The sequence below is a fragment of the Rhizobium sp. CBN3 genome (genome assembly GCF_030518245.1).
Taxonomy (GTDB): Bacteria; Pseudomonadota; Alphaproteobacteria; order Rhizobiales; family Rhizobiaceae; genus Rhizobium; species Rhizobium aethiopicum_A.
The window spans coordinates 17068-30399 of record NZ_JAULSE010000023.1 but is presented as its reverse complement, the minus strand read 5'-3'; the positions used below and the strand labels follow the sequence as shown (position 1 = coordinate 30399).

Annotated in this window: 15 protein-coding genes; 7 read left to right on the top strand and 8 right to left on the bottom strand. The window is 61.8% G+C overall.

What is annotated here, in order from left to right; genetic code table 11:
- Nucleotides 1-6: 6 nt before the first annotated feature.
- A complete protein-coding gene (locus tag QWJ46_RS25550) occupies nt 7-624 on the bottom strand; it encodes a flavin reductase family protein (protein ID WP_302754715.1) in 618 nt (205 codons plus the stop codon).
- Nucleotides 624-1208: a nitroreductase gene (locus tag QWJ46_RS25545; protein WP_302754713.1), complete on the bottom strand. Its 585-nt coding sequence runs from the start codon at nt 1206-1208 to the stop codon at nt 624-626. Before QWJ46_RS25545 ends, QWJ46_RS25550 begins: the two co-directional genes overlap by 1 nt.
- A 113-nt stretch (nt 1209-1321) precedes the next feature.
- On the opposite strand from QWJ46_RS25545, the gene QWJ46_RS25540 reads away from it, so the two are divergent.
- Complete coding sequence (locus tag QWJ46_RS25540; RefSeq protein WP_302754711.1) at nt 1322-2428, top strand: hypothetical protein; 1107 nt, start codon at nt 1322-1324, stop codon at nt 2426-2428.
- A 252-nt stretch (nt 2429-2680) separates the two neighbouring features.
- On the opposite strand, the gene thrS is transcribed toward QWJ46_RS25540, so the two are convergent.
- The 4 genes from thrS to QWJ46_RS25520 all read right to left on the bottom strand — a co-directional run bounded on the left by thrS (nt 2681) and on the right by QWJ46_RS25520 (nt 6308).
- A complete protein-coding gene (gene thrS / locus QWJ46_RS25535; RefSeq protein ID WP_302754710.1) occupies nt 2681-4687 on the bottom strand; it encodes a threonine--tRNA ligase in 2007 nt (668 codons plus the stop codon).
- Between the two features lie 121 nt (nt 4688-4808).
- Nucleotides 4809-5336 carry a DUF1697 domain-containing protein gene (locus QWJ46_RS25530; RefSeq protein ID WP_302754708.1) on the bottom strand — a complete coding sequence of 176 codons (528 nt, stop codon included), beginning with the start codon at nt 5334-5336 and terminating at the stop codon, nt 4809-4811.
- A gap of 106 nt (nt 5337-5442) precedes the next feature.
- The gene (gene yidD / locus QWJ46_RS25525; protein ID WP_302754707.1) at nt 5443-5856 is read right to left on the bottom strand and encodes a membrane protein insertion efficiency factor YidD; all 414 of its coding nucleotides are present in this window, start codon (nt 5854-5856) and stop codon (nt 5443-5445) included.
- A 5-nt stretch (nt 5857-5861) separates the two neighbouring features.
- Nucleotides 5862-6308, bottom strand: coding sequence for an iron-sulfur cluster assembly scaffold protein (locus QWJ46_RS25520; RefSeq protein WP_088393840.1), 447 nt, complete (start codon nt 6306-6308; stop codon nt 5862-5864).
- 310 nt (nt 6309-6618) lie between these two features.
- Between QWJ46_RS25520 and folE the strand changes: the two genes are divergently transcribed.
- From folE to QWJ46_RS25505, 3 genes are all read left to right on the top strand, one after another.
- Nucleotides 6619-7233 carry a GTP cyclohydrolase I FolE gene (folE, locus tag QWJ46_RS25515; RefSeq protein WP_184459615.1) on the top strand — a complete coding sequence of 205 codons (615 nt, stop codon included), beginning with the start codon at nt 6619-6621 and terminating at the stop codon, nt 7231-7233.
- 25 nt (nt 7234-7258) lie between these two features.
- The gene (hisI, locus tag QWJ46_RS25510) at nt 7259-7711 is read left to right on the top strand and encodes a phosphoribosyl-AMP cyclohydrolase (protein WP_085778238.1); all 453 of its coding nucleotides are present in this window, start codon (nt 7259-7261) and stop codon (nt 7709-7711) included.
- Nucleotides 7712-7826: 115 nt separating this feature from the next.
- On the top strand, nt 7827-8789 hold the full coding sequence (locus tag QWJ46_RS25505) for a patatin-like phospholipase family protein (RefSeq protein WP_302754704.1): 963 nt from the start codon (nt 7827-7829) through the stop codon (nt 8787-8789).
- Between the two features lie 47 nt (nt 8790-8836).
- Here the strand turns inward: QWJ46_RS25505 and QWJ46_RS25500 are convergent, their stop codons facing one another.
- Entirely contained in the window at nt 8837-9271 is a 435-nt protein-coding gene (locus QWJ46_RS25500) for a CBS domain-containing protein (protein WP_184459613.1), read from the bottom strand.
- A gap of 95 nt (nt 9272-9366) precedes the next feature.
- On the bottom strand, nt 9367-10155 hold the full coding sequence (locus QWJ46_RS25495) for a rhomboid family intramembrane serine protease (RefSeq protein WP_302754701.1): 789 nt from the start codon (nt 10153-10155) through the stop codon (nt 9367-9369).
- 260 nt (nt 10156-10415) lie between these two features.
- On the opposite strand from QWJ46_RS25495, the gene QWJ46_RS25490 reads away from it, so the two are divergent.
- The 3 genes from QWJ46_RS25490 to pip all read left to right on the top strand — a co-directional run bounded on the left by QWJ46_RS25490 (nt 10416) and on the right by pip (nt 13126).
- Nucleotides 10416-11060 carry a PAS domain-containing protein gene (locus QWJ46_RS25490; RefSeq protein WP_302754700.1) on the top strand — a complete coding sequence of 215 codons (645 nt, stop codon included), beginning with the start codon at nt 10416-10418 and terminating at the stop codon, nt 11058-11060.
- A 124-nt stretch (nt 11061-11184) separates the two neighbouring features.
- Nucleotides 11185-11796 (top strand): PilZ domain-containing protein, encoded by a 612-nt coding sequence (locus QWJ46_RS25485; protein ID WP_088393832.1) that lies wholly within the window; start codon nt 11185-11187, stop codon nt 11794-11796.
- A 358-nt stretch (nt 11797-12154) separates the two neighbouring features.
- The gene (gene pip / locus QWJ46_RS25480; RefSeq protein WP_302754697.1) at nt 12155-13126 is read left to right on the top strand and encodes a prolyl aminopeptidase; all 972 of its coding nucleotides are present in this window, start codon (nt 12155-12157) and stop codon (nt 13124-13126) included.
- Nucleotides 13127-13332: the final 206 nt, after the last annotated feature.

Here is a 13332-nt window from a genome sequence, read left to right as displayed (position 1 = left end):
TTGCGCTCAGGCTTCCGCCTTTGGTATCTGCGGCCGGAACATCTCGAAAACATCGCTGCCTTCGCTGTAATCCATGTAGCCCATGCGCGCGACAGGCCGCGCGATCGACATGTCGAGCCGGCCGTCCCTGACGATCGACTCGTCGATATGGATGCCGACCACCTCGCCGAAGACGAGGACGTTTTCGGACGGCACGCCCGATAACGTCTTCGGCTCGAAGATTTCGGTGACCCTGCATTCGAGCACGGCGTAAGCCTCGCCGACATAGGGGGCGTCGATCAGTTCGGACTGTTTCGGCGTCAGCCTGGCGAAATCGAATTCGCTGTTGCCGTAAGGCAGCGCCGCCGAGGAGAGGTTCATCTTTTCGGCGAGATCGCGGCTGACGAAATTGCAGGTGAAGGCGCCGGTTTCCGCCGCATTGCGCTGGCTGTCCTTGCGTCCGGCGGAAGAAAACATCACCAGCTTCGGCCGGTCGGCGACGGCGTTGAAGAAGGAATAGGGCGCAAGATTGATCGAACCGTCCCTGCCCTTGCTGCCGATCCAACCGATCGGCCGCGGCGAAACGATCGCCTTGAAGGGATCATGCGCGAGGCCGTGCCGGTTGCTGTCCGTCGTGTAGAACATCAGTCCGCTCCGCCGACCCAGGTCACCGTATCGGCAAGCTCCGGCCGCGGCCGCTCGATCGCCGGGAATGTCGTCGAGCCGATATGGATGAAACCCGCCACCTTTTCGCCGGGCTGGACGCCGAGCAGCGGATAGGCGCGCTCGTCATAGGCGAACCATTCCGTCAGCCAGTTGGCGGCATAGCCGCTGGCATTGGCGGCGAGAATGACATTGAAGCAAAGCGCGCCCGCCGACATCAGCTGCTCCCACTCCGGGATCTTGATATGCGGCCCCGCCTTGCTGACCACGGCGACGACGACCGGCGCGCGGGTGAAGCGGGTGCGCTCGACCTGGATCATTTCTTCGGAAAGGTCCGGCTTTGCCTCGAGCGCCAGTTTGAGAAGCTCCTTGCCGAGGCGCGCACGCTCATCTCCGCGATAGACGATGAAGCGCCAGGGAGCGATCTTGCCGTGGTCGGGAACACGCGAAGCAAGCCGCAGGATCTCTTCGATCTCGGCCTTTTCGGGGCCGGGTTCGCACATCTGGAAAGCGGGGATGGAACGGCGCACGGCGAGGTAATCGATCAACTTGATATCGGATTTCATGCGGGAGAAACTTTCATTTTTATGCTGCTGCAAAGCGTGGGTCTTGAATTTGCCATCGCGTTGGTCTTGAAGTGGCCTTTGCGATTTCAGAAGTCAATCGGTTCACGAAACAGATGTTTGGCATTTCGCCTCTTGCACGCACCGGCCTCGCCATTGCCCTGATGGTATTGATGCCTGTCGTCGGCGCCGGTGCGCAGGATGCCTTCAAGGATTTCAAACAGCTCGACTCGACGTCGAAGATGCCGAAGCTCAACGCCTTCATCGCGCCCGGCACCGCACCTGAGGGCGCCAAGCTGCGCGACGTCGCGATGGAAGCCAAGCTGACGGCCGACGGTACGCCCGTCGAGGATGGCCTTTCCTGGTATGTCTTCAGCCCGATCGCCGGAGCCGACGGCAAGCTGCCGCTGATCGCCAGCGCCAAGGGCGGACCCGCCGCCTTCCAGCTCGCTCCGGGCGATTATTTCGTCAATGTCTCATTCGGCCGCGCCGGCGTCACCAAGAAGCTGACCGTGCCCGCTGACGGCGAGGTCGACAAGCAGGTGATGGTCCTTGATGCCGGCGGCCTGCTGCTCAACGCTGTCTCCGGCACCGATGCCCGCATCCGCCCCGACCAGTTGAGTTTCTCGATCTATTCCTCGGAAGTGCGCGACGATGGCGAGCGCGGTCTCGTCCTGGCCGATGTCTCGCCGAACACCGTCGTGCGCCTCAACGCCGGCACCTATCACATCGTTTCCGAATATGGCAGCGTCAACGCCGTCATCCGCGCCGACATCCAGGTCGAGGCCGGCAAGCTGACGGAAGCGACGATCCAGCACCGCGCCGCCCAGATGACCTTCAAGCTGGTCTCCGAAGCCGGCGGCGAGGCGATCGCCGACACCGCCTGGTCGATCCTGACGGCCGCCGGCGACAGTGTCGGCGAAAGCGTCAGCGCCTTTCCGACCATGGTTCTTGCCGAGGGCGAATATTCGGCCATCGCCCGCAACAAGGACAAGATCTATCAGCGCGATTTTAAAGTGGTTGCCGGCCGGAACACCGATGTCGAGGTTCTGATGAAGGACCAGCAGCCGCAGCAGCCCGAGAGCCCGGCGGCCCGCACGGTGCAGCAGGCGCCGGCCGGCACGCCGCCGCCCCCAGGTGTCCAGGCGGCTCCGGAGGAGCCTCTGCCCTCCTACGAACAGCTCGTGCCGCAGGGCGGCGGCGACGGCGCCAGCCTGGATTGATTCTGCCGGGCACGCTTCTGCGGCGTACCAGCGATCAAGCCGATCGGCCGGCGCTCTGCAGCGCCGCGCGTCTGATCAGACGCGCAAAGGACGCTATCATTTTGGATCTACGCATCGGCCGATGTGCTAGGCCCGGATTTCATTCATCGACAGAAGATTTGGAAGTGCAGGCGGGAGGCGCATGGGCGGCTGCCCTTCGCGAAAGACATTTCCGACAGCGCCGAAGTCGGCGCTGTCGTATTCCCCTTATTTTCAGGCCGCCTTGGCTTTCTTTGCGGCGGCCTTGCGACGGATGTCGGGCGGCGTCGCCTCGAGGGTGAGGCTCTCGACGGCTGCGTCAAGCTCCATCGAAACCTGGTCCTGACTGCCGAGGCGGCGGATGTTGACCGTGCGCTCCTCGGCTTCCTTCTTGCCGCAGACGATGATGACAGGAACCTTGGTGACGGAATGCTCGCGGATCTTGTAGTTGATCTTCTCGTTGCGGAAGTCGGTTTCGACGTTGAGACCGGCCTCGCGCAGCGCCTCCGCCACTTCAAGCCCGTAGGGATCAGCCTCCGAGGTGATCGTTGCGACTACTATCTGCAGCGGCGATACCCAGAGCGGCATATGGCCGGCGAAGTTCTCGATCAGGATGCCGAGGAAGCGCTCCATCGAGCCACAGATGGCGCGATGGATCATCACCGGCTGCGTCTTCTCGGAGTTGCTGTCGATGTAGAAGGCGCCGAAGCGTTCCGGCAGGTTGAAGTCCACCTGCGTCGTGCCGCACTGCCATTCGCGGCCGATCGCATCCTTCAGCGTATATTCGAACTTCGGCCCGTAGAAGGCGCCCTCGCCCGGCAGGATGCCGGTCTTGATGCGGCCTTCGGACTGAGCCTCGATCGTCTTCAGCACATCGGTCATGACGGCTTCGGCGCGATCCCAGAGAGCGTCGGAACCGACTCGCTTTTCCGGACGGGTGGAAAGCTTGACGACGATTTCCTTGAAGCCGAAGTCTTCATAGACCGACAGGATCAGGTCGTTGATCTTCAGGCATTCGGCCGCCATCTGCTCGTCCGTGCAGAAGATGTGCGCGTCGTCCTGGGTGAAACCGCGCACGCGCATCAAGCCATGCAGAGCGCCCGACGGTTCGTAACGATGCACCAGCCCGAATTCCGCCAGACGGATCGGCAGCTCGCGATAGGACTTCAGGCCATGCTTGAAGATCTGCACATGCCCGGGGCAGTTCATCGGCTTTAGCGCGAAGACGCGATTATCAGCTTCCTTGTCGTCGGGATGCGTCATCGCATGCGCCGATTTTACGCCGAACATGTTTTCCTGATACCAGCCCCAGTGACCGGAGGTTTCCCAGAGCGAGGTGTCGAGCACCTGCGGTGCGTTGACTTCTTCATAATCGATGGCAAGCCGGCGGCGCATATAGGCGACGAGCGTCTGGAAGATGCGCCAGCCCTTGCCATGCCAGAAGACAACGCCCGGCCCCTCCTCCTGGAAATGGAACAGGTCCATTTCGCGGCCGAGCTTGCGGTGGTCGCGCTTTTCGGCTTCCGCCAGCATATGCAGGTAATTATCGAGATCGGCCTGGTCAGCCCATGCCGTGCCGTAGATACGCGACAGCATGGCATTGTTGCTGTCGCCGCGCCAATAGGCGCCGGCAACCTTCATCAGTTTGAAGGCAGTGCCGACCTGGCCGGTGGAGGCCATATGCGGTCCGCGGCAGAGGTCGAACCAGTCGCCCTGATGATAGATCTTCAGATCCTGCCCTTCCGGGATCGCATCGACGAGTTCGACCTTGTACTGCTCGCCCTTGGCGGCGAAGACTTCCTTGGCCTTTTCGCGCGACCAGATCTGCTTGGTGAACGGCGCGTTGCGGGCGATGATTTCCTTCATCTTCTTTTCGATCTTCGGCAGATCGTCGGGCGTGAAGGGCTCGTTCTTGGCAAAGTCGTAATAGAAGCCGTTCTCGATGACGGGACCAATCGTCACCTGAGTGCCGGGCCAAAGCTCCTGCACCGCTTCGGCCATCACATGCGCGGCGTCATGCCGGATGAGCTCCAGCGCGCGCGGGTCCTTGCGGGTGACGATCTCGATCTTGCCGTCGGTGACGGCATCGGAAAGGTCGCGCACGCCGCCGTCGATCGCAATCGCGACGGCGCTCTTGGCAAGCGACTTGGAAATGGATTCGGCGACATCCTTGCCGGTTGCGCCAGGCGGGAAGCTGCGCACGGAACCATCGGGAAATGTCAGGGAAACGGATTGGGACATCGAAATTCTCCTTGTCCAGTCCCGCCAACGAATGCGGGTGGTTGAAATGGAAACATCACCCACTCGGGATGTGCTGCCGCCTGATACTCAGATTTCCCGCGGTAGTAAAGAAGCAGCCGGCTCACATGATCATTTGCGCAAGACCGCAAACGGTGTTCCAGTTGCGCATCGTACCGACGCCGAGCCGTTTGGTCGTCAGAGCCGAAAGCAGTTTCGATTGGCTCGGTTTGCCGGCGAAATCGATCCACAGATCTCCGCCGACGACTGCGATGCGCTGCCCTTCCGCCATCAGCGGTTTCAGCGCCTCCACCTTCTCAGGATCGATCGGCAGGCGCATCACCCGGACGATCACCTGGTCTCCGCTGCCGTCCCGGAAGGGATTGGTGCCGCAGAGCGCCATCCAGGTGCAGTCGCTGCGCACGATGATATCGACATGTTTGCCGAATTTCGCTTCGAAGCCCTCTTCCAGCGCGACCTCGAGTTCGTGTGGGCGCATCTGGTCGGCCTCGAAAACGAGATTGCCGGTTGAAACCAGCGTGCGCGGCTCGCGACAGCCGAGTTCTCTGGCAAGCCCGCGCAGGTCTTCCATGATCACCCGGCGGTCGGGCGAGAGCACGATGCTGTGCAGAAGGGCGATGAACGTGCTCATAGCCACTCGCCCTCCTGCTCGCGATCGTAGTCACCGAATAGTGACCGCGCCTGCCGCATCGTTGCTGCCCCGACCTCCGAAACACAATGATGTTCGCCGGGCATCGTCACCGCGTTCGCCCTCTCTTGCGTCCAAGCGCGAGATAGCGCCATGGGGTCCACCAGCGAAAATCGCTGCCGAGCGTCTCGGGCACCTGGTCTAGGCCGCTGCTGCCCCCCGGACCGCAGCGGCCGACGCGAAACAGCGTCATCCAACCGCCGGCCCATAATCCGTGGCGGGCGATCGACTCGTAACCATATTCCGAGCAAGTCGGGATATGGCGGCAGGAGTTACCGACAAAGCCGGAAAGCGTCAGCTGATAGAGACGGATAAGCCCCATGCCGAGCAGGCGGTCGGGCGTCTTGCGGAACGGTCCGGTGTAATTGCGGGAGTAGCGCGCAGTCCTTGCGTGCGGCCGTCTCGATGCGGCCGCACCGCCATCGTCCTCATCGTCAGCCTGCCGGATGCAGAACTCGCACATTTCGGTTACGCCTCGACAACTTCCGCCCGTTTGGCCTCGATCTGCCCGATCGCGTCGACGACCGCATCGAAGGTCAGCATCGTCGAAGCATGGCGGGCCTTGTAGTCCCGCACCGGCAGGAGATAGCGCATGTCTTCGAACCGTCCGCCGGGGCCTGCCCCGTCCGCCTTCAACATGGCGAGCATGTCCAGGCGCGCCTGCCGCAATTCGCCCGATGTCGCGCCGACGACATGGCGGGCCATGATCGAGGACGAGGCCTGGCCGAGCGCGCAGGCCTTTACGTCATGGGAAAAACCGGTCACGACATCGCCATCCATCTTCAGCCAGATCCGCACCTTGGAGCCGCAAAGCCTGGAGTGCGCCTGGGCGGTCGCATCGGCATCATCAAGTGTCCCGGTCAATGGAATATTGCCGGCGAATTCGAGGATTTTGCTGTTGTAGATGTCGTCCATGCTGGATTTCCGCTCCAAAATCGCTGCGGATCGGCCTAAATCGGGCTGTCATTGTCGTTGAAACAAAAAACACACCGTGTCATCTGAGGATACTTACATATAATGGCCGTCTTCCTATATGTATGTCGTTCCAAGGCCATGAAAATGCAATGGCCTTGTGTAAGTTTGATTGGGAAACCGTGCCGGATGGGCGCTTGAATTAGCCCTGAAAGCCCCGGAGCCTGCCAAAGGTGCATGAATTCCCGCATGGGACTGACCAGTGGCGATTCCGACAGATGGGTCCGCGATGCGGGCCAGGAGACCATTGATCATGGACGCCATCGTAAAGAACTTTCCGCAACCGAACCGTGACTCGGAGCGCCCCTCCCAGCAGGAGGCTGAGGAAGCCGTTCGCGTTCTGTTGCGCTGGGCCGGTGACGATCCGACGCGCGAAGGCCTCATCGAGACGCCGGCCCGTGTCGCCAAAGCTTACCGCGAGCTTTTCGCCGGCTACGACATGGCGCCGGAAGATGTGCTTGGTCGAACCTTCGAGGAAGTCGCCGGTTACGACGACATGGTCCTCGTCAAGGACATTCCGTTCTACTCGCATTGCGAACACCATATGGTGCCGATCATCGGCAAGGCCCATGTCGCCTACATGCCTGATGGCCGCGTCCTCGGCCTGTCGAAGATTGCCCGTGTAGTCGAGATCTATGGCCGGCGCCTGCAGACTCAGGAAACGATGACGGCCCAGATTGCCCGGGCCATCGACGATACGCTCAATCCGCGCGGTGTTGCCGTACTGATCGAGGCCGAACATATGTGCATGGCGATGCGTGGCGTTCAGAAGCAGGGTTCGACCACCTTGACCACGACGTTTACCGGAACGTTCAAGACCGAACCGGCCGATCAGGCCCGTTTCATGAGCATGGTGCGGAGCCGCTGATACCGGCTCCCTCAGGAGGGCCGCAATGAGTCAACTGATCTTCAATCAACCATCCGAGGACAAGTCGGCGTTGGAAGACGCCGGCGATTTCACGCCGCGTTTCGACGACCGCGGCCTGATCACCGCGATCGTCACCGACGCCGGCGATGGCGAACTGCTGATGGTGGCGCATATGAACGCCCAGGCCCTGGCGCTGACCATCCAGACGGGCACGGCCCATTATTTCAGCCGGTCGCGTGGCAAGATCTGGAAAAAGGGCGAGACCTCGGGCAATCTTCAGACGGTGAAGGAAATTCGCACCGATTGCGATCAGGACGCCATCTGGCTGAAGGTCGAGGTCGCCGGCCATGACGCCACCTGTCACACCGGCCGCCGCTCCTGCTTCTATCGGACGGTGACGTTGCGCGACGGAAAGCCGATGCTCGACATCGTTGACGACGAACGGCATTTCGATCCGCAGGATGTCTACGGAAAATAGACTGACCGTCCCGGCATTTGCCCCTTATTGTGCCAGAAACCGGTTCTATATACCTTTTGGCAACCGATCGGGCACACTATCGTGACATACGTGTTCTGCTGGAGGGGAGAGCGCAATGCTGAACTGGAGTCTACACCGTCAAAGCGCTGAAGGCGAAGGTTCCGGTTCCGGCATGTCGACGATACTCGAGACAATTCCTTCCCCCGTGCCTGTCAACAGAGTCAAGATCGCGCTCGCGCTTGGCGGCGGCGCTGCACGCGGCTGGGCCCATATCGGCGTCTTGCGCGCTCTGGACGAGGCTGGGATCGAGATCGGCATGATCGCCGGCACATCGATCGGCGCGCTGGTCGGCGGCTGCTATCTCGCCGGCAAACTCGATGAACTCGAAAGCTTCGCGCGCTCGCTGACCATGCGCCGCATCGCCAGTCTGCTCGATCTGACGATCGGCGGCAGCGGGCTGTTCGGCGGCATGCGGCTGACCAAGCGCATGCAGGAGCATCTCGAGGGGCTGAACGTCGAGGATCTGGACCGGCCGTTCGTCGCGGTCGCGGCCGAGGTCAATACCGGCCACGAGGTCTGGATCGCCAATGGTTCGCTGATCACGGCGCTGCGTGCCTCCTATGCCCTGCCCGGCATCTTCGAGCCGGTCCGCAGCAATCACCGCACGCTGGTCGACGGCGCGCTGGTCAACCCGGTTCCCGTCTCCGTCTGCCGTGCCTATGAGCAGCCGCTGGTCGTCGCCGTCAATCTCAATTACGATCTCTACGGCCGCTCGGCCGTGGTCCGGCACAATGCCAGCCTCTCGCAGCAGGAAATGCAGAAACAGGAAGAGGCGCCTTATGCTCGTCTCGGCATGACCGGCGTGATGGTGCAGGCTTTCAACATCATCCAGGACAGGATTGCCCGCGCCCGCCTTGCCGGCGATCCGCCCGACATTTCGCTGCAGCCGCGCCTCAGCTATATCGGCCTCTCGGAATTCCATCGGGCCGGCGAGGCGATCGAACGCGGCTACGAGGAAGCGAGAGCCAGGCTTCCCGAGATCAAGCGCATGCAGGAAGTCTACGCCAGCCCTCCGTGAAGCGCCCCGAAAGGGGCGACAGCACGTTTGAACAAACAGCCGGACCCTCAGCCGGCGATATAGGCCTTGATCTCCTCGGCTTCGCGCTCGACTTCCGCGATCCGGGATTTCACCACGTCGCCGATCGAGATGATGCCGGCAAGCTTGCCGTTGCTTTCCACCGGCACGTGGCGGAAGCGGCGGCTGGTCATCAGTTCCATCAACTCGTTGACGGTCGTCTCCTCGTGGCAGCGGTAGACCTTTGAAGTCATGAGCTGAGAGAGCGGCTGATCGAGGCCATCCTTGCCGTGCTTGGCGATGGCATGCACCAGATCGCGCTCGGTGAACATGCCCGAAATCCGGTTCTCCATGCCGACGACGACGATGGCGCCGATCTTCTTCTTGCTCAGAATGGCGGCCGCCTCGGCGACGGTGGTGTTCGGCCCGGCGGTGATGACGTCCCTGCCCTTCAGGTCGAGGATTGCTTTGACTGAACTGGTCATTCGAACCTCCTATGTCGAGCCTGTGACATGTGTCACAGGCAACCGCGGCGGTTTCTCCCCCCAATCGCGGATCGTTCGATGGTGCACCGCCCGGCTCAGGATTGCAACATATCCTTCTCCGCTCCCGCCGGTTCTGCGGGCGGCCGTGGCGCCCGGTCGAACAGCGAAAACAAAAGGAAGCCGAAGACGAAGCCGCCGATATGCGCGTCCCAGGCGATCTCCTGGTCGCTGTCGCCGACGAGCGGAATGCCGGCGGCAATCAAGGCGTTGCCGACCAGCCAGAGAAGCATGAAGATGACGACGGTCCGGCTCTTCAGGGCGTCGATGATGGAAAGCCGGGCGTTGAGATGCGCCACCGGCATCGGTCGCCGATCGGCCGGAAAGGCGAATCGGCAGGCGGCCCCCATCAGCCCGGAAATGACGCCCGAGGCGCCGATCAGCAGCGATACGTCTCCCCAGTTGAGGATCGCGTGCAGGGCGGCGGAAGCGACGGCGGACAAGATCCAGAAGAACAGGAACCGCAACGTCCCGATGCGGCGCACGACCGGCGCGCCGAAGGCCATCAGCCAGAAGGCGTTGAAGACGATATGCTGGGTGCTGCCGTGCAGCAGCGAATAGGTAACGGGCGTCCAGAACAGCTCCAGCCCCTGCTGCGACAACGGAATCACGTAGCGAGCGGGGACGAAACCGAAGGTAAACAGCAGCCAGCCCACCGCATCGTCCGAGAGAACGAGCGCCTGCACCGCATAGATAAGGATGAGCAGGCAAAGGCTGAAGAGCAGCGCCGGCGGAAGGTTGAAGACCGGTACGCGCGGGGGCCGCGCCGGCGGCCGGGCCTCGGGAGGTTCCGGCGCCTTGTCTGGCTCGCCCGTCTGCTCGTTCATTTTTATCGCCTCGTTGAGGCCTCAGCCATACAGGAGCGCCTGTCAAAAAAAAAGCCGCCCGTAGTGCCGGGCGGCGTAACCCGAATTCCTGGAAAGACCCAGGATCGGCAGATCGTGCTGAACTCCGAAAGTCGAAGCGATGACTGGACATTGCCACGATAGACGTCGCGCCTCAACCGAAACCCTTTCTTAACCTTAACGGCCTGGATCTGGCATGAAATCCGCAAGGTAGAAGCTGTACGGGCAATGACTGCCCGAAAATGCTCCGGAATGGGACAGGTTGGTGTGAAATGCGTGTGCAAACTACCATCGAAATTTTTGACTATTGGAACCGTATCCGCGGCGCTGCCGATGCGCCGCTGAAATCACAGGTCGAACCCTCTGCCGTTCCCCATCTTCTACAAAGTCTCTTCATCCTCGAGACGCGCGACGGCGGAGACATCGTTTTCCGGCTCGCCGGCACCCGCATCTGCGATTTCTTCGGACGCGACCTGCGCGGTGAACGTTTTTCGTCCCTTTGGGCGCATGGCCAGCACGCGGACATCGAACGCACGGCGATGGGCGTTATGGACCATGCCATGCCGGCCCTGTTCAACACCACCGGCTACAGCACCGTCGGTCATCAGGCCTCCTTCGAGATCATCATGATGCCGCTGCGCTCGTCGGACGGCGCCTGCGACCGGCTGCTCGGCGCGATCGCACCGACGGCGCCTGCGAGCTGGCTGGAGATCGTGCCGCTGGAATTCCTGGCGCTCGACCGCAGCCGTCTGCTGCCCGAAAAATTCAGCAAGGCCATGCCGGCCGAACTGCGCTCGATCAACGAAGTCGTCGCGGCAAAAGGCAACGGATTCGGCCAGGCCATGCGCCGCATGGTGTCACAGCTGCTGAGTGCCGAGGCGCGTTAAGCGTCTTGTTTCAGGACAAGGCGCGCACTCGTTTTCGGCTATGTCACAATAAGGCGAAACAACCTTCTGTTAATGGATTGGAGGTAAGGATTAATCTCTCCAGTTTGTATGAAGAAGCCCTTTGATGCACTCGTTCCAGCCAGCTCAGACGCAACGACCTGCGCCGCGCCCTGAACAAGGCGTTTTCCAGCGCGTGCCGATCAATATGCAGGGCCGGCTGATGCTTGCGAATTACGAGGAATTCGAATGCATGGTGATCGACATGTCGCCCGGCGACATGTACGTCATCTGCTCCGGCCGGCCGCGCGCCAACGAACGCGTTGTCGCCTATATCGACCATCTCGGGCGCGTCGAAGGTTACGTCCAGACACTCGACGGCCGCGGATTCACCATGTCGATCAATGCCACCGAGCGCAAGCGCGAGAAGCTCGCCGCCCAGCTCACCTGGCTTGCCAACAAGCACGAGCTCGGCCTGCCGGAAGATCGTCGCCACGACCGTCTGACGCCGCGCGATACGAAGACCGAACTCACGCTCGAGGATGGCACGCGCTATACCTGCCGCATCATGGATCTGTCGCTGTCGGGCGCCGCCATCGATGTCGAGATGCGTCCGTCGATCGGAACGGCGGTGCGCCTCGGCAACATGCGCGGCCGCGTCGTGCGTCACTTCGTCGAAGGTGTGGCGATCGAATTCCTCTCGATCCAGTCCCGCGAGACATTGCGCGAATTCCTTTGACAGCCCGAAAAATCGCGATGCCTTGCGGCGGATCAATTCGTGGCCGATTGCTCCGAAAGCGCGTGCGAGGGCCGGCGCGCACCGGGTCGGGTCGTGTTGAAAGCGCGAGCCTCACGGCAAGCGATCTGCAAGCGGCGGGAAATCCGGCTTTGGAAGGCTGGCGCGAAATCCTGTCGCAAGTCGTTCCAACCAGTAAGTCATGTAGAATTATGGGTGGAACAAGCTGCGACACTGGTCGGGCGGAAGCCGGCCGCGCGAAGTTGGGCAGGATCTTGCGTCGAGGAATTTCCGGCCGTCGTACGTCTTCCCTTCGTCATGAACATGATGGATAAGGTCCGCCTCGACCGCAGGTGCACCGATGCCAGCCCTCTACCCGGAAATCGAACCCCATGATCACGGCCTGCTCGATACGGGCGACGGCAACCTGATCCATTGGGAAGCCTGCGGCAACCCGATGGGACGGCCGGCACTCGTGCTGCACGGCGGGCCGGGCTCGGGCTGTTCGACCGCGGCGCGCCGGCAGTTCGATCCGGACGCCTATCGAATCATCCTCTTTGACCAGCGCAATTGCGGCCGGAGCCTGCCGAGTGCCGCAGATCCCGAAACCGATCTCTCCCTCAATACGACCTGGCATCTCGTGGCCGATATCGAGAGTCTGCGGCTCTTTCTCGGCATCGACAGATGGCTGCTTTTCGGTAACTCCTGGGGCTCGACGCTGGCGCTCGCCTATGCCGAAACGCATCCGCAGCATGTCACAGCGATGGTCATATCGGGCGTGACCACCACGCGGCGATCGGAAATCGACTGGCTTTGCCGCGGCATGGCGCCGCTTTTTCCGGAAGAGTGGCACCGTTTCCGTCAGGGAATACAATCCGGCGCGCCAGAACTGGATGAGGACATGGCCAGCGCCTATCACCGCCTCCTCAACGCTCCGGATCCTGAAACGCGCCTCAAGGCGGCGCGTGACTGGCATGATTGGGAATCAGCCTCGATCCTGCTCGCCGGGGAAGGACTGCCGCGCCGCTGGGCCGATCCGGCTTATCTGCTGACGCGCGCCCGTATCATCACCCACTACTTCGTCAACGGCGCCTGGCTGGAGGATGGCGTGCTCTTGAAGAACGCCGCGCGGCTTGCCGGCATTCCCGGCATCCTGCTGCAGGGACGGTTCGACATCGAGGCACCGCTCGTCACCGCCTGGGAACTGGCCCGCGCTTGGCCGCAAAGCGAGCTCGTGATCCTTCCGCGCGCTTCCCATTCCACAGCAAACCCCGATATGAGCGCGGCAATCGTCGCCGCCACCGATCGATTTCGCGATTCTTGTCAAAAATAATTTTAATGTCGGCCCCCGGAATCCGAGCGATATTCTGCTTTCGGCCCGTTCCAACCGGCAGATTCCACCGGCATCGCCACTGCAAGCATCCCGCCGCAGCGCCGCCGGCACTTATCCGGCTCAGCGAAAACTCTTAACGACGCGACGGCGGCGCAGGCTTTCCATTGGCGAAGTCCTTGTCGCGTGCACTACAATTTTAATCGATT